The sequence below is a fragment of the Microbacterium sp. genome, from assembly GCF_047606385.1.
Classification (GTDB): Bacteria; Actinomycetota; Actinomycetes; order Actinomycetales; family Microbacteriaceae; genus Microbacterium.
Genome location: NZ_JASGEL010000032.1, coordinates 1 through 14,888, shown reverse-complemented (window position 1 = coordinate 14,888; position 14,888 = coordinate 1). Strand labels below are relative to the sequence as shown.

Here is a 14,888-nt window from a genome sequence, read left to right as displayed (position 1 = left end):
TCGTCGAGGGGGAGGAATGCGTCCGCGGGATCAGCCGGCGACGCCGCCGCCGACCTCGGTCCAGGGGCCGAACTCGGTGACCTTCTCGGCGCCGATGTGGTAGGTCTCGAAGATCCGCTCGGAGAAGCGCCAGACGCCGTCGATGCGGACGAGGCGATCGTCGTAGCGCCCCATCCGCTCGATCAGCACGCCGGGCTCGTCCAGCACCGGCTCGACCTTCGCCATCGCGGCCATCATGTAGCAGCGCCCCACGGCGACGCCGTCGCCGACGGCGGCGACCAGCACGTTCGTGTTCCAGTGCTGCAGCGCCTTGGACTTCAGCATCGGTCCGCCGATGCGCGCGTACTCGGTGAGCGCCTCACGCCCGCGGACGGCCAGCCCGCCGCTGCCGCCGTGGAAGCCGTCGGGGGAGAACACGCTCGCCCAGCCCACCGGGTCGTCGTTGTCGATGCCCCAGCAGTACCGGGCATACAGGTCGTGGATCTCCCAGCGCTCGTCGGCGGAAAGCGTCCAGCTCATGGCAGTGCACCTCTCGTCTGTCACGCCGCGGATGCGGGCGCAGTGTCGTGGTCTCTCGCGAGTCGCACCGCGGGACGCCGTGCTCGTCGCGGACGCGCCGTCCTCGATGACCGGAGCGTCCCGGGCCCCGCCGTGCGGCGCGAGCCCACTTGTAGGCTGCCCAAACGGCGGGGGCCAGACCGGAGCCGATACTGATGCGACGTATCACGAGGCGTGCAACGCCCGCGGCTGACCGCCGCGCCCCGCGGTCCTATCGTTGAGGTCTCCCGTCGACGCCGTCGGAGAGCGAGCCATGCCCGAGACACCGGAACCCCGCATCGATGCCAACCTGATCGTGACGCTGGACGCCCTGCTCAGCGAGCGCTCAGTGGCCGCCGCCGCCGCGCGGCTGCACGTGGGCGAGTCGACGATCAACGCGGCGCTGCGCCGGCTGCGCACGGCGACGGGCGACCGGCTCCTGGTGCGCGACGCCGGCCGGCTCGCGCTGACGCCGACGGCGGAGGATCTCGTCCCGCTGGTGCGCGACGCGCTGCGCTCGGTGAGCCGCGCCCTGGAGGGCGGCCCGCAGTTCGACCCGCGGCTGAGCAACCGGACGTTCTGGATCTCCGCGTCGGGCTATTCGCAGACGCAGCTGGGCGCGGCGCTGGCACGTCTCGCGCATCGCCGGGCTCCCGGCGTGCGGCTGCGGATGACCTCGCTGGACGCCGACGGCTTCACCCTGGACACGCTGTTCCGCCGGGACGTCGTGCTGGCGCACGTGGGCAGCACGGTGACCGGGCTGCGACGCGTCCTGTTCGAGGACGAGCTCGTGGTCGTCGTCGCGCACGGGCACCCGCTGCTGCACGACGGCGCGCTCGACGCGGCGGCGCTGGCCGGCATGCGTCTCGTGCTGGGGACCGGCGGCCAGGCGGTGCCGCAGCCGGTCGCCTCGATGTTCGACGGCATCGCGCCGCTGCCCGCGATCGCGATCAACGTCGCCGTCGACCACGCCATCCCCGATGTCGTGGCCGGCAGCGAGTTCATGGGCATCGTGCCGCGTCGGCTGATCGCCGCCACCGCGGCGCAGCGCGGTCTGGTCGTCGCGCGGACGCCGCTGCGACGGGTGCCGCTGGTCGAGGCGGCGCACTGGCATCCGTCCAAACGCGCCGACCCCGCCATCGCGTGGCTGGTGGACCTGATCGAGGAGGCGGTCACCGCCTCCGGTATGAACGGCTAGGCGCGTGCGGAGGGCGGATCCATGACGACGCTGCCCGCGTCGCGAGACCTGAACATGCTGTTCGGGCTGCGCGTGCTGCTCGAGGAGTCCAATGTGACCCGCGCCGCCGTGCGGATGGGCATCGGCCAGCCGGCGATGAGCGGCATCCTCTCGCGGCTGCGGGGGCACTACGGCGACGAGCTGCTCGCCCGGGTCGGACGCGACTACGAGCTGACGCCGCTCGCGCGGGCGCTGCTCCCGCATGTGCAGGAGGCGACCGCGGCCATCGAACGGCTCCTCGGCATCCACCCCCGCGTGTTCGACCCCGGGGAGAGCAGCCGTTCGTTCACGATCCTGTCGACCGGGTACGGCGGCCACCTGCTGCACCCGGGGGTGTCGGGCGCGGCGCGGCGTGCGCCCGGCATCCGGATCGAGATGATCAACGGGCAGCTCGATCCCGCTCCCCGCGCCTGGCTCGAGCACGACCTCGTCCTCTCGCCGACGGTCGGGTCCGCCGAGTACCGCTCGGTGCTGCTGTTCGAGGACAGGTTCGTCTGCGTCACCGACCGGGACCATCCCTTCGCGCGCCGCGGCGGCATCGAGTGGGCGGAGTTCGCGACCAGCGGGTTCGCCGTCGGGGACTGCGGCGACGACATCGACGGGCGGCTCAGGCAGGTGCTGATGAGCCGGGGACTGGACCTGCGGCCGATGATCGACGTGGAGAGCCCCGCGACCGCGCTGCGGATCGTGCGGAACACCGACCTGGTCGCGATCGTTCCCGAGCGGCTCGCCCGCACCGACTCCTGGGCCGAGGGGGTCACGGTCCTCGAGCCCCCGTTCGGCGCCGTGCCCATCACGCTGTACCTGTGCCGGCATGCGGCACGCGATGCCGACCCCGGGCTGCAGTGGCTCGTCGAGGTGCTGCGGCAGGGGGCGATGCACCCCTCCCCGACGGGGTGAGGCGCCGTCGTCGCGCACCGGCGCCGGTCATCCTGATGGCTCGCATCCGCATCGCGCGCGAGGAGGCCCGCGCCCGCTGGCTAGCGTGAAGCCCCACCGCGCTCTCGAGAGCGCTGCGAGGAGGAACGAAGATGTTCGCGAACCTGTCGGGATGGCACCTGCTGCTGGTGCTGGCCGTCGTCCTGCTCCTGTTCGGCGCGACGCGGCTGCCGGCCCTGGCGAAGGGGCTGGGCCAGTCGGCCCGGGCGTTCAAGGGCGAGCTGCGCGGGATCGAGGAGGACGAGGCCGCGTCGGCGGCGCGGCGTCCGGCTGTTCCGGCCGAGCCCGAGAGCACCCGTGACGTCGGGGACGCCCGGGGGACGCAGTGATGCAACGTATCAGCGACGTTCCCGCCCAGCGCGGCGGTCGCTTTGGTTGTGTGGAGACACCCCGCCGAGGACGACGAAGGAGCGAGCCGATGGGTGAGAACGGCAACACCGAAGACGAGCCGATGCCCGACTACATCGCGGGTCGCTGGTTCATCGACCCGACCCACAGCCAGGTCGCGTTCGCGGTGCGTCACAGCATGATCCCGCTCCGGTGCACCTTCACCTCGGTCACGGGCGTCATCGACGCCGGCGACCGGCTGGAGGACACCCGGGTCGTCGCGACCATCGATCCGGTGTCGTTCTCGTCGGGCTTCGCGGTGCGCGACCAGAAGGTGCGGTCGCTGCCGTCCTTCCTCTGGGTGGACATGTACCCGACGATCGAGTTCGCCTCGACCTCGATCCAGCCGCACGACGACGGCCTGACCGCGACGATGACCGGCGAGCTGACGCTGCTGGGCGTGACCCGCGAGGTCTCGCTGCAGGTGGTCACCTCCGGCATCGGCCGCACCGATCACTACGGCGCCCGGGCGGGCTTCGTGGCGACGGGCCGGATCGACCGGCGCGACTTCGGCATCCGCGGGCCGTCCGAGCCGATGCGGGTGTCGCGGCGGCTCTCGGACGACAACGAGATGCTCGGCTGGACCGTCGACGTGGAGATCGTGGTCGAGGCGGTGCTGCAGGCGGACGCCGGCGGCTACGGCATCGACGCGGGCTATGCCGAGATGACTTTCGAACTGTGAGAGAGCAGATGAACACCCGTACCCCCACCCAGGCGTCGACGACCGACCTGATCGCGCGGATCGACGCGCAGGCGGACCTGCTCGGCGACACCGCCGACGAGTCGGAGGCGCTGCGCCGGCTGAGCCCCCGCGCCGTCGACGTCCTCGTCGACATCGGCACGCCGCGGCTGCGCCTGCCCGCCGACTTCGGCGGCTGGGGCCTGTCGCTGGTCGATGAGATGACCGTGCTCAAGCGCATCGCCGAGCTCGACGCCAGCAGCGCCTGGTGCACCATGGTCACCAGCACGGCGACCTCGATGCTGGCGGCGACGCTGCACGACGAGGCGTTCGAGGAGATCTTCGGCGGCGACCGCATCCCTGTCGCCGTGGGCGTCGCGCTGCCCGGCGGCTCCGCCCGCCCGGTCGACGGCGGATACATCGTCGACGGCAGGTGGTCGTTCTGCAGCGGCATCCACATGGCGGACTGGATCATGTGCAACCCGCTCATCGACGGCGACCCGGCGCAGCCGCTGCCGATCACGGTCGCGCGCGAGAACGTGAGCGTGCACGACTCGTGGAACGTGATCGGGCTGCGCGGCAGCGGCAGCGCCGACTTCTCGCTGGACTCGGTGTTCATCGCCGACCGGTACATCCGATCCGAGCTGCCGGTGCGCACCGGCAGCGCCGAGGGCCACCCGCCGGCACCGCCGGACGAGCACATCGCGATCGCGCTGGGACTCGCGACCCGCGCGCTGCGGGAGCTGCGGCTGGGCTATGAGACCGGCCGGTACAAGTGGCGCGACCGCGAGGTCGTGCAGTCCGAGTACAGCCGGCTCTCGATCGCGGTGGAGGCCGCCGACCGGATGGCGTTCGGCCTGTTCGCCGAGATCGACGCGCGCGCCCCCCTGGCGATGTCGCCCGGCGACGCGCTGAAGCTCAAGGCCCTCGGGACCCACGTCACCGAGCTGGCGGTCGAATGCGCCGACTTCGCCATGCGACGCGGCGGCGGTCGCGCCCTGTACATGCCGAACCCGCTGGAACGCACCCTGCGGGATGCCCTCTCGGCGCGGGCGCACGTGCTGGTCAGCGATCAGAACTTCTCGGCGCACGGCGCGTTCGCGCTGGGCCTGGGCGCGCCGGGCGAGTGGTGACCATGTCCGCGACGACCGGGAGCCCGGCGGTCGATCCCGCCGTGTTCCGCGCCGCGATGGGCCTGCTGCCCACCGCGGTGTCGGTCGTGTCCGCGGAGGAGGACGGGCATCCGGTCGCGATGGTGGTGGGCACCCTCACCTCCGTCTCGCTCGACCCGCCGTTGATCGCCGTGCTGCCGATGCGCTCCTCGCGGTCCTGGGCGCGCATCGCCCGCACCGGCGGGTTCGTGGCCAGCGTGCTCAGCGGCCACCAGCGGGCCGTCGTCGAACGGCTCTCGGGACGCTCCGACGCCCGTTTCCAGTCGGTCGACTGGGAGCGCTCGCTCTGCGACGGACCGGCGGTCGCCGGGAGCCTGGCGCAGATCGACGCCCGGATCGAGGCCGAGCACGAGGCCGGCGACCACGACATCGTGGTCGCGCGGGTCGTCGCCGTGCGGCACCGGGAGACCGCGACCCCGCCGCTCGTCTTCTTCCGTCGCGGCTATCACCGCACGCTGCCCGTGGAGGACTCGATCCCCCACGGCTGGTACTGAAAAGAAAGGTGTCGCAATGCGCATCGATGTCCACGCCCACCACATGTCGCCCGACTACCTCGCGCTGCTCATGGAGCTCAAGGCGTTCGAGGAGGTGCCGGTGTTCCGGCTGATGAAGCACCAGACGCTGCGGACCGACTGGTCGCCGGAGCAGGACCGGCGTCACAAGGACTTCTCGGTGCGGCTTCCCGACATGGACGCCGCGGGCGTCGACATGCAGATCATCAGCGCCGGCGGCGGCCAGCCGTACTTCACGACCGAGGCGAAGGCGGTGCGTGCCACGCAGTTCCTCAACGACGAGTACCGAGAGATCCTGTCGCAGTACCCGGACCGCTTCTCCGCATTCGGCTCGATCCCGCTCCCGCATGCGGACGCCGCGGTGAGCGAGATCGCCCGATGCCTGGACGAGCTCGGCTTCGCCGGCATCGCGGTCAGCTGCTCCGCCGCGGGCATCCCGCTCGACGACGAGCGCTTCGCCCCCGTCTGGGCGGAGCTCGACCGGCGCTCCGCGGTGCTCTACGTCCATCCCGGTGCGCAGATCGACGGCATCGTCGGCTGCGGCGACTACCATCTGGCCCCCGACTACGTCAGCCCGGCCGAGATCGCGGTGACGGCGTCCCGCCTGGTCGTGAACGGCATCCTCGACCGCTACCCGAACGTGCAGATCATCCTGGCCACGCTCGGCGGCGGCCTGCCCTTCTTCGGCCAGCGCTTCGACCACGGCCTGCACCAGGAGCACGCCGACCTCTACGAGCAGCTCGGCGGGTTCACGCCGCACCTGCGGCGCTTCCACTACGACACGAGCGTGCTCGAGGAGCCCTACGCCCTCCGGCTCGCCGCCGAGCGCTTCGGCACCGACCGGCTCATGCTGGGCAGCGACTTCCCCCGCGATAGGGTGACGGAGAGCGTCGCGGTGGCCTATGTCGCCGAGGCCGACTTCCTCACCGACGCCGAGAAGGAAGAGATCTTGGACCACAACGCGTACACGCTGCTGCGCGAACGGTTGCGCAGCAGCGCCTCGGCGTGACCCACGACGAGCCGTCGCGTGCACGGGAGCAGGTCGGCGCCGGTCGGAAGATCGACGCCAACCTGCTCGTCGTGCTCGATGCGCTGCTGACCGAGCGCAGCACCACGACGGCGGCACGACGCCTGCACGCGAGCGAGTCGTCGGTGACCTCGTCGCTGCGGCGGCTGCGCCAGCAGCTCGGCGACCAGCTGCTGGTCCGCGGCAGCGGCGGCATGGTGCTCACCCCGGCGGCCGTCGAGCTGCAGGAGACGACGAGAGCGGCCATGGCCGCCGTCGCCCGCGCGATGGAGGGCGGACCGCAGTTCGACGCGGCCGTGAGCAGACGCACGTTCTGGATCTCGGTCTCCGAGTCGACGCAGTCCCAGATCGGGGGTCATCTCGCCCGCTTCGTGCGCCGGTCGGCGCCCGGCGTGCGTCTGCGGTTCGACTCGTTCTCCTCCGACGGCTTCACGCTCGACTCCCTGTTCCGCCGTGACGTCGTGCTCGCCCACGCGGGCAGCGGCATCGCCGGCGCCCGCCGGCCCCTGTTCGAAGACGCCCTCGTCCCCGTCGTCGCCGCCACGAACCCGCTGCTGCAGGGCGACCGCATCGCCGATGCGGACGTGGCCCGGATGAGGCTGGTCATCGCGACCGGCGGCCGCTCGATCCCCGAGCCGGTGGAACGGATGTTCGCCGCCGTCGGGCTCCCCCGCATCGGTCTGAACGTGATCGGCGACTACGGCGTGCCGCAGGCGGTCGCCGGAACCGACATGATCGGCATCGTGCCGCGGCGACGGGCGGAGTCGGTGCTCGAGCAGCTCGACCTGGTGATCCCCGCGACCTCTCTCGCCGACGTGCGGATCCAGGAGGCGGCCTTCTGGCATCCGTCGAAGAAGCTCGATCCCGCGATCACGTGGCTCGTCGGCCAGATCGAGAAGTCGGTCACCGCGGCCGGGCTCACCTCACTCGCCGGCTGAGGCCAGCAGCTGCGCCCGCTCGATCCGCCGTCGCCGCTGCGCGCGCGGGTCGGGCACCGGGGCCGCCGCGACCAGGGCGCGCGTGTACGGGTGGCTCGGCGCGTCGCACACCGCCGCCGCCGGCCCCTCCTCGACGATCTCGCCCCTGCGCAGCACGACGACGCGGTCCGCGAACTCGCGGACGACGGCGAGGTCGTGCGTGATGAAGAGGTAGCCGACGCCGGACTCCTCCTGGATGCCGCGCAGCAGGTCGAGGATGCGTCGCTGCGTGGAGACGTCCAGCGCGCTGGTCGGCTCGTCGCACACGATGAGCCGCGGTCGCACGGTGAGGGCGCGCGCGATCCCGATGCGCTGCCGCTGGCCGCCGGAGAAGTGGGCCGGGTAGCGATCAGCGGTGTCCGGGGGCAGGCCGACGCGCTCGACGAGGTCGGACACGACCGTGCGCGCCTCTCGCCGCGCCGTCATGACCCCGAGCGGCTCGGCGATCGACCGGCCGACGAGCACCGTCGGGTTCAGCGAGCTGTACGGGTCCTGGAACACCGCCTGCATCATCCCGACCCGGCGGCGCCGGTCGCGCAGCCGGCGGCCGTGCACGGGCACCCCGTCGACGAGCACCTCGCCCGAGGTCGGCGTCAGCAGCCCGAGCACGGCGCGGCCGATGGTCGTCTTGCCCGATCCCGACTCGCCGACGAGGGCCACCGTCTCCCCCGCCGCGACGGTGAACGAGACGTCGGTCAGCACCTGGTTCGCAGCGCGGCCGCGGCCGAACACCATCGACAGGTTGCGCACGGTCAGCAGCTCGGTCATGTCAGGGCCTCCCCCGGGTTCGGCTCGGCGACGGACGCCGGCAGCAGGCTAGGCGTCGCCGCGAGGAGCTCGGCGACGTAGTCGTCGTGCACGTCGTAGAAGACCGAGTCGACGTCGCCGGCCGCGACGACCACGCCCTGCCGCATCACCACGACGCTGTCGCAGAGGTCGGCGACGACGCCGAGGTTGTGCGTCACGACCAGCACGGACATGCGACGCTCCTCCGCGAGGCTGCGCAGCAGGTCGAGGATCGTCGCCTGCACCGTCACATCCAGCGAGGCGGTCGCCTCGTCAGCGATGAGCAGCCGGGGCGAGCCGGCCAGCGCCATCGCGATGCACACGCGCTGCGCCATCCCGCCGGAGAGCTCGAACGGATACAGCCGGCAGACCCGCTCCGGATCGTCCAGGCGCACCGAGCGCAGCAGCTCGTGACTGCGCTGACGCACCGTCAGCCCCGCCGGGGCGCCGTGGACGCGGACGATCTCGTCGAGCAGGCGGCCCACCGGATACGCGGGGTCGAGCGCCGACATCGGCTCCTGTGCGATCATGCCGATCTCGCGCCCGCGCAGCGCCCGCATCCGCCGCGCGTCGAGCGCATAGAGGTCCTGGCCGCCGATGGTCGCGGTGCCGCCGACCACCGTGGCGGTGCCGGGCAGCAGCGCGAGCAGCGAGAGCATGAGCGTGCTCTTCCCGCTCCCCGACTCGCCGACGACGCCGACGATCTCGCCCTCCGCGACGTCGAGCGAGACACCGTCCACCACGGGCAGCGACCTGCCGTCGTAGGCGATCGTCGCGTCCCGGATCGAGAGCAGCGCGTCGGGCGCAGGGGGCGTCGAAGACGGTGCGCGACGCACGACCGCGGCGCGACGGCGGGGACGCGCGGTGCGGGACTCCAGGCTGGAGACCTCCGCCACGGCGTCGCGGACCGCATCGCCCAGCAGCGCGAGGGCGAGCACGGTGAGCCCGAGCACGCCGCCGTACGGCACGAACAGCCACTGCGAGATGAAGATCACCTTCTGCGCCTCGGCGATGCCGCCGCCCCAGCTCGGGGCGGGCGGGGTGACGCCGAGCCCGAGGAAGGCGAGACCGCCCTGCATGACCAGCGCGATGCAGGCGAACATGGCGAGCTGGATCACGATCACGCCGTTGAGCCGCGGCACGAAGTGACGCCACAGCATCCGCGATCCGCCCACGCCCGCCAGCTCGGCCGCCGTCACGAACGACTCCTGCGCGGTGGCCTTCGCGCCGGCGCGCACCGCCCAGGCGATCGGCGTCGCGCCCAGCAGGCCGAGCGCGGCCATGCCGAGCGAGAGGTTGTCGGGGAAGACGGCGAACACCGAGAGCAGCAGGATGACGGTGGGGATGGCCATCATGGTGACCAGGTATCCGGAGACGACCCGGTCCACCGCCCCGCCGCGGTACCCGGCCCACATGCCCAGCGCCGGCCCGACGATCGCGGCGACCACGACGGCCTGCGCCACGGCGACCAGCGTGGTCAGCCCGCCGTGCAGCAGCCGGCTGAGCACGTCCCGCCCGAGCGTGTCCGTGCCCAGCGGGTGGGCCGCGCTCGGCGGCTGCAGGACCGCCGAGAGGTCCTGCAGCAGCGGGTCGTACGGGCTGATGGACGACGCGAACACGCAGGCCAGCACGATCACCAGCAGCACGACGATGCTGGCCACCGCGAGCGGCTTGCGGATCAGCAGGCGCCACACGCTCGGGCGTGCCGCGCGGCCGCCGAGCACGGGCAGCGTCAACGTGGCGGACACGGTCATGCCCGGCCTCCCTTCAGCCGCGGGTCGAAGACGCCGAGCAGGACGTCCACGATCAGGTTGGTGGCGCAGGCGAACACGGTGAAGATCACCGCGACGCCCAGCACCTGATAGATCTCGTGCGCGCTGACGGCGGTCACGATCAGGCTGCCGAGACCGTTCAGCGCGAAGATGCTCTCCACGAAGACGGAGCCGCCCAGCGCGGAGACGAACATGACGTTGACGATCGGCAGGATCGGCAGCGCGCTGTTCTTCAGCGCGTGCCGCCAGACGATGGCGCCCTCGCTCACGCCGCCTGCGCGCAGCGTCCGGGCGTACAGCCCGTTGGTGGCCCGCAGCATCCCGTCGCGGGTGGTCTTCGCGATCAGCGCGACCCCGCCGAGCGCGAGGGCCGCGACCGGCAGCACGAGCGACTGCGCCCATCTCACCGGCGAGCTCCAGAAGTCGACGTAGCCGGTGGCCGGCAGCAGGGGGACCGCCAGCGCGAACACCATGACCCCCAGGATGGCGAGCCAGTAGCTCGGCAGCGCCGTGCCCAGCAGCGAGACGACGTCGACGGCGCTGCGCACGATGCGCGACGACGTCGCGGCCAGGACGCCGAGCAGGATGCCGACGATGGTCGAGACCAGGGTCGCGCCGACCACGAGCGACAGCGTGATCGGCATCCGGTCGAGGATGGAGGTGAGGACGGGCTGGTGGGTGTGCAGGGTCGTGCCGAACGACCCACTGAAGAGCGTGGCCCAGTAGTTCGCGTACTGCTGCCACAGCGGGAGGTCGAGGCCCAGCTGCTCGCGCAGCTGCTGATACTGCTCCTCGGTCCCCGTCGTGCCGAGGATGGCCCGCGCCGCGTCGCCGGGCACCAGCGACATCAGCACGAACACCACGGCGGTCACGATGAACAGGAGGACGACGGTCTGCAGGATGGTCCTGCCGATCAGTCTCAGCATGGGAGCCCTTCAGTGGGTCGCGGCGGCATCAGCCGGCGGCGACGACCTCGGTGATGTCGAAGCGGCCGTTGGTCGGCTTGATCGCCGCGGACACGTCGATCTCGTCCGTCGAGACCCAGATGTCGGGCGCACTGACCACCGGGATCGTCAGCGCGTTCTCGTTGATGTACTCGAGCACAGCCTGCCAGCTCGCCTGGTCGTTGGCGACGAGGGCTGCCGAGTAGAGCTCCTGCAGCCCCTCGTCCACCTGCCCCAGCGTGTTCAGGCCCGCGCCGTCGAGCAGCTGCAGGTTGAGGTAGCCGTTCACGCTCGCCTCCGAGTTCGGGATGAAGCCGGCGGCCACGGTGTGGGAGAACAGCAGCCCCACGGTGGAGCCGGCGTCCGTGCCGGTCTGGATGTCGAGCGTGATGCCCACGGCGCTGAGGTAGCCGCCGATCGCCTGCGCGAGCACCTCCGCCGCGTTGCCCGCCGTCACCGCGACCGGCAGGGTGAAGCCGTCCGCGTAGCCGGCCTCGGCCAGCAGCTCCTTCGCCTTGTCCGGGTCGTACGCGTACGTCGACTCGAGGTCCTCGTCGAAGCCGAGCCAGTTCGAGTTCGCGGCCTGCACGCGCGCCTGCGCGTCGGGCCCGTACACGGCCGTCGCGATCGCCTCACGGTCCAGGGCGTACATGATCGCCTGCCGCACGCGGACGTCGCCGAGCGCCGGCACGACGGTGCCGTCGCGGTCGAGCAGCTGGAGGCCGTTCCACGCCTCCAGCCCGTCCGTCAGCGTGAGCGACGAGCTGCCGGACACCGTCTGCGACCAGGTCGAGGACAGCGTGGAGTAGACCAGCTCGACCTGCCCCGACAGCAGCGCCTGGGTCTGCGCGGACTCCGTGGCCAGCACGACGAAGTCGATCGTGTCGAAGTGGATCGCGTCCTGATCCGGATAGTCCGGGTTCGCCGTCAGCTGGTAGTCCACGCCGGCGTTCATCTCGGAGTAGACGTATTCGCCGATCCCGTGCGACTCGGTCTCCAGCGAGGTCGGGTCGGCCACGCCGGTCGGGCTGATGATCGCGCCGCCCCACGTGGTGTCGGCGAACAGGTCCGGCAGGTCCGGGTTCGCGGTGGCGCTGATGATGCGCACCTCGTCGTCGCCGACCTTCTCGACGGTGATCCCGGCATAGGACGCCGCGTGCGGGCCCTGCGCCGACTGGTAGTACTCGATCGAGCCGACGACGGCGTCGGCGTCGAACGTGTCGCCGTCGGAGAAGGTGAGGCCGTCGCGCAGCGTCATCGTGAGCGCGGTGTAGCTGTCGTCGTCCCAGCTCCACGACTCGGCCAGCAGCCCGGTGTAGGTGCCGTCGTCCTGCTGCTGCAGCAGGGTCTCGTAGGCCGGCCGGGGAACCTGGACCGCGTTGTTGACCAGCGCCGGGTTCACGCTGTCGATCGAGAACGAGCCGACGGTGAGCGTGTCGGCACGGGCCGCATCCGCGGTTCCTGCGGACTGTGCCGCGCAACCGGTCATGAGGACGGCCGAGACGACCGCCGCAGCGAGCGCGGCGGCGGCGCGGCGAGAGGGCCGCGGGACTTCGGGTGACATGGGACTCCTTCGTCGGTGAATGTCATGCTGTTCCCGGCCGGGTCCGGGCGGTACGGGCTCCGCCGGCCACGCCCTGCCGAGGTGTTCGCCAGCGTATGCACGGGGACGCCGGTCGCCCGCGGCGTCCCCGTGATGCTTGCCATCAATCGATTCGCGACGGGCGGGCCGTCTCGACGGCGGGAGAATGGGGAGGAAGGAGGCCACGATGAGCCTGCACAACGACGTGACCGCGAGCATCGCGTCCCGCGACCTGAACCTGCTGTTCGGCCTGCGTGTGCTGCTGGAGGAGTCGAACGTGACCCGCGCCGCGGCACGGATGGGGATCGGGCAGCCGGGGATGAGCGCCATCCTGGCGCGCCTGCGCACGCACTACGGCGACGAGCTGCTCGCCCGGTTCGGCCGGGACTACGAGCTGACGCCGCTCGGGCGCGTGCTGCTGCCGCAGGTGCAGGAGGCGACCGCGCTCATCGAGCGGTCGCTGGGCATCGCGCCGCGCGCCTTCGACCCGGCGCACAGCGAACGGGCGTTCACGATCCTCGCGGCGCAGTACGGGGGGAACGTGGTGCAGGCCGCCATCACCCGCGTCGTCTCGCTGGCTCCCGGCATCCGCGTCGACCTGATCACCGGCACCGAGGACGTCGACACCGGCAGCAGGCGCGAGTGGCTCGACCACGACCTCGTGGTCTCCTCGGCTCCCGGCCCCGCCGAGTACCGGTCGATGCTCCTGCGCCGCGACCGGTACGTCTGCGTCGCGGACCGCGCCAGCTCGGCGCTGGCCGACGGGCGCGTCCGATGGGAGGACAGCGACACGACCGACTTCGTGGTCGGGCTGGGGGCGGGGCCGGAGCCGAGCGCGATGCTGCATCAGGCGCTCGCGAACCACGGTCACGACATCCAGGCCGCCCTCACCGTCGACGGGCTGGCGACGGTGACGAGCATCGTGCGCGGCACGGACATGGTGGGCCTGGTGCCGCAGACGGTGGCCGACCTGTTCGCCCGGGACGACGACGTCGTGGTCGATCCGCTGCCGTTCAGCGGACCGGTGCTCTCCTCCTATCTCAGCTGGCACTCGTCCCGCGACGCCGACCCGGGCCTGCAGTGGATCGTGGAGACCATGACCCGGCGGGACGCCGCCGCCTGAGCACGCCTTCGATGGCAGGTATCCGGACGCCGCTGCGTCGCCGCGCCGGGCGCCGTCCAGACTCGAAGGGGCGCGCACCGACGCGCCCGGACAGATCGAGGAGGATCGCCACCATGCCCGAGTCCCACCCCTGGCCGGACAGCGCACCGCCGGCGCCCCGCATGCGCGCCGTCGAGTTCGCCCAGTACGGCTCGCCCGCCGAGCTCCGCATCGGCGAGACGGACACGCCGGCTCCCGCGGACGAAGACGTCCTGGTCCGCGTCGGCGCGGTGAGCCTGGGCCGGTTCCTGGACCTGATCGTGCGCCACGGGCGAGTGCCCGGCCACGAGATCACGCTCCCGCACCGTCCCGGCTCCGAGTGCGCGGGCACGGTCGTCGCCCTCGGCGCCGCAGCGACCGGTCTCGCCGTCGGCGATCGGGTCGCGATCGACCCCGTCTTCGGGAGCGACGGCGGACACCGCATCGTGGGCGTGCACCGCCCGGGCGCATACGCCGGCTACGTGAGCGTGCCGGCCGCCTGCGCGACCCGCGTCCCGGACGATGTGGACGCCGTGACCGCGAGCTCGCTGGCGCTGTCCGGGCCGGCGGCGCTCGCCCTCCTGCACGCCGGCGGCGTCGGTCCGGGCACCACCGTGCTCGTGCAGGGCGCGGGTTCGGGCATCGGCGCGACCACCGCGCTGCTGGCCCGCCTGCTCGGCGCCGACGTGGCGGTCGCGACGCCGCGGGAGGACCAGGTGGACGCGCTGACCGCCCTCGGGTTCGACGCGGCCTTCCTGAGCACCGATCCGGAGTTCACCCGCCGAGCCCTGTCCGGGCATGCGGAGGGGTTCGAGGTCGTCGTGCACAACATGGGCTCGCCGAAGGTGTGGGACGCCTCGGTCGCGCTGGTCGCCGAGGGCGGCACGATCCTCAGCACCGGCGCCTACGCCGGCACGCGGGTGCCCCTGGACCTGCGTCGGCTCGCCGCCCGCGGCCTGACCGTGAAGGGCGTCCCCGCCGCCACCGCCGCGCAGGTCGCCGAGTTCTGGGAGCTGGTGGCGTCCACCGGCTTCCGCACGACGATCGCGCGGGTCGCCTCGCTCGACGACGTCGAAGAGGTGCACCACCAGACCGAGGGCGGCGCGCAGCCCGTGGGGAAGATCGTCTTCACCGTCCCGGACAGCTGGTAGCCGGCGGAGAGAGCGGGGCCCGGCCGGAGATCTCCGGCCGGGCCC

General features: G+C 72.2%; 15 protein-coding genes. 10 read left to right on the top strand and 5 right to left on the bottom strand.

Going from position 1 to position 14,888, the window contains the following annotated elements; translation table 11 throughout:
• Positions 1-30: 30 nt before the first annotated feature.
• Positions 31-519: a nuclear transport factor 2 family protein gene (locus QM626_RS03650; protein ID WP_415074080.1), complete on the bottom strand. Its 489-nt coding sequence runs from the start codon at positions 517-519 to the stop codon at positions 31-33.
• Between the two features lie 292 nt (positions 520-811).
• Here QM626_RS03650 and QM626_RS03645 point away from each other — a divergent pair, with 292 nt between their 5' ends.
• From QM626_RS03645 to QM626_RS03610, 8 genes are all read left to right on the top strand, one after another.
• Entirely contained in the window at positions 812-1,735 is a 924-nt protein-coding gene (locus tag QM626_RS03645; protein WP_415074079.1) for a LysR family transcriptional regulator, read from the top strand.
• 21 nt (positions 1,736-1,756) lie between these two features.
• Positions 1,757-2,674: a LysR family transcriptional regulator gene (locus QM626_RS03640; RefSeq protein ID WP_415074077.1), complete on the top strand. Its 918-nt coding sequence runs from the start codon at positions 1,757-1,759 to the stop codon at positions 2,672-2,674.
• Between the two features lie 131 nt (positions 2,675-2,805).
• Positions 2,806-3,042 (top strand): twin-arginine translocase TatA/TatE family subunit, encoded by a 237-nt coding sequence (gene tatA, locus QM626_RS03635; RefSeq protein WP_415074075.1) that lies wholly within the window; start codon positions 2,806-2,808, stop codon positions 3,040-3,042.
• 89 nt (positions 3,043-3,131) lie between these two features.
• Positions 3,132-3,782 carry a YceI family protein gene (locus tag QM626_RS03630; RefSeq protein WP_415074073.1) on the top strand — a complete coding sequence of 217 codons (651 nt, stop codon included), beginning with the start codon at positions 3,132-3,134 and terminating at the stop codon, positions 3,780-3,782.
• Positions 3,783-3,790: 8 nt separating this feature from the next.
• Positions 3,791-4,912, top strand: a complete 1,122-nt coding sequence (locus QM626_RS03625) for an acyl-CoA dehydrogenase family protein (protein WP_415074071.1) — start codon at positions 3,791-3,793, stop codon at positions 4,910-4,912.
• Between the two features lie 2 nt (positions 4,913-4,914).
• Positions 4,915-5,445, top strand: coding sequence for a flavin reductase family protein (locus QM626_RS03620; protein ID WP_415074069.1), 531 nt, complete (start codon positions 4,915-4,917; stop codon positions 5,443-5,445).
• A 16-nt stretch (positions 5,446-5,461) separates the two neighbouring features.
• Positions 5,462-6,472 carry an amidohydrolase family protein gene (locus QM626_RS03615; protein WP_415074067.1) on the top strand — a complete coding sequence of 337 codons (1,011 nt, stop codon included), beginning with the start codon at positions 5,462-5,464 and terminating at the stop codon, positions 6,470-6,472.
• On the top strand, positions 6,469-7,428 hold the full coding sequence (locus tag QM626_RS03610; RefSeq protein WP_415074065.1) for a LysR family transcriptional regulator: 960 nt from the start codon (positions 6,469-6,471) through the stop codon (positions 7,426-7,428). The genes QM626_RS03615 and QM626_RS03610 overlap by 4 nt, the downstream gene beginning before the upstream one ends.
• Here QM626_RS03610 and QM626_RS03605 read toward each other — a convergent pair.
• From QM626_RS03605 to QM626_RS03590, 4 genes are read right to left on the bottom strand one after another with little or no spacing between them, the layout of a single operon-like run.
• Positions 7,414-8,235: an ABC transporter ATP-binding protein gene (locus tag QM626_RS03605; RefSeq protein ID WP_415074063.1), complete on the bottom strand. Its 822-nt coding sequence runs from the start codon at positions 8,233-8,235 to the stop codon at positions 7,414-7,416. The two genes, QM626_RS03610 and QM626_RS03605, sit on opposite strands and share 15 nt — an antisense overlap.
• Positions 8,232-10,007, bottom strand: coding sequence for a dipeptide/oligopeptide/nickel ABC transporter permease/ATP-binding protein (locus tag QM626_RS03600; RefSeq protein WP_415074061.1), 1,776 nt, complete (start codon positions 10,005-10,007; stop codon positions 8,232-8,234). The genes QM626_RS03605 and QM626_RS03600 overlap by 4 nt, the downstream gene beginning before the upstream one ends.
• Complete coding sequence (locus QM626_RS03595; protein ID WP_415074059.1) at positions 10,004-10,951, bottom strand: ABC transporter permease; 948 nt, start codon at positions 10,949-10,951, stop codon at positions 10,004-10,006. The genes QM626_RS03600 and QM626_RS03595 overlap by 4 nt, the downstream gene beginning before the upstream one ends.
• Before the next feature lie 28 nt (positions 10,952-10,979).
• Entirely contained in the window at positions 10,980-12,533 is a 1,554-nt protein-coding gene (locus QM626_RS03590) for an ABC transporter substrate-binding protein (protein WP_415074057.1), read from the bottom strand.
• Between the two features lie 205 nt (positions 12,534-12,738).
• Between QM626_RS03590 and QM626_RS03585 the strand changes: the two genes are divergently transcribed.
• Together QM626_RS03585 and QM626_RS03580 are read left to right on the top strand one after the other, a co-directional pair.
• Positions 12,739-13,674, top strand: a complete 936-nt coding sequence (locus QM626_RS03585; RefSeq protein WP_415074055.1) for a LysR family transcriptional regulator — start codon at positions 12,739-12,741, stop codon at positions 13,672-13,674.
• 113 nt (positions 13,675-13,787) lie between these two features.
• Positions 13,788-14,843, top strand: a complete 1,056-nt coding sequence (locus tag QM626_RS03580) for a quinone oxidoreductase family protein (protein ID WP_415074053.1) — start codon at positions 13,788-13,790, stop codon at positions 14,841-14,843.
• The last annotated feature ends 45 nt before the right edge of the window (positions 14,844-14,888 follow it).

Coding starts and splice junctions, on each gene's coding strand:
- QM626_RS03645 (WP_415074079.1), top strand. CDS start 812: ATGCCCGAGACACCGGAACCCCGCATCGATGCCAACCTGATCGTGACG.
- QM626_RS03630 (WP_415074073.1), top strand. CDS start 3,132: ATGGGTGAGAACGGCAACACCGAAGACGAGCCGATGCCCGACTACATC.
- QM626_RS03615 (WP_415074067.1), top strand. CDS start 5,462: ATGCGCATCGATGTCCACGCCCACCACATGTCGCCCGACTACCTCGCG.
- QM626_RS03605 (WP_415074063.1), bottom strand. CDS start 8,235: ATGACCGAGCTGCTGACCGTGCGCAACCTGTCGATGGTGTTCGGCCGC.
- QM626_RS03590 (WP_415074057.1), bottom strand. CDS start 12,533: ATGTCACCCGAAGTCCCGCGGCCCTCTCGCCGCGCCGCCGCCGCGCTC.
- QM626_RS03595 (WP_415074059.1), bottom strand. CDS start 10,951: ATGCTGAGACTGATCGGCAGGACCATCCTGCAGACCGTCGTCCTCCTG.
- QM626_RS03640 (WP_415074077.1), top strand. CDS start 1,757: ATGACGACGCTGCCCGCGTCGCGAGACCTGAACATGCTGTTCGGGCTG.
- QM626_RS03620 (WP_415074069.1), top strand. CDS start 4,915: ATGTCCGCGACGACCGGGAGCCCGGCGGTCGATCCCGCCGTGTTCCGC.
- QM626_RS03625 (WP_415074071.1), top strand. CDS start 3,791: ATGAACACCCGTACCCCCACCCAGGCGTCGACGACCGACCTGATCGCG.
- QM626_RS03585 (WP_415074055.1), top strand. CDS start 12,739: ATGAGCCTGCACAACGACGTGACCGCGAGCATCGCGTCCCGCGACCTG.
- QM626_RS03600 (WP_415074061.1), bottom strand. CDS start 10,007: ATGACCGTGTCCGCCACGTTGACGCTGCCCGTGCTCGGCGGCCGCGCG.
- QM626_RS03650 (WP_415074080.1), bottom strand. CDS start 519: ATGAGCTGGACGCTTTCCGCCGACGAGCGCTGGGAGATCCACGACCTG.
- QM626_RS03580 (WP_415074053.1), top strand. CDS start 13,788: ATGCCCGAGTCCCACCCCTGGCCGGACAGCGCACCGCCGGCGCCCCGC.
- tatA (WP_415074075.1), top strand. CDS start 2,806: ATGTTCGCGAACCTGTCGGGATGGCACCTGCTGCTGGTGCTGGCCGTC.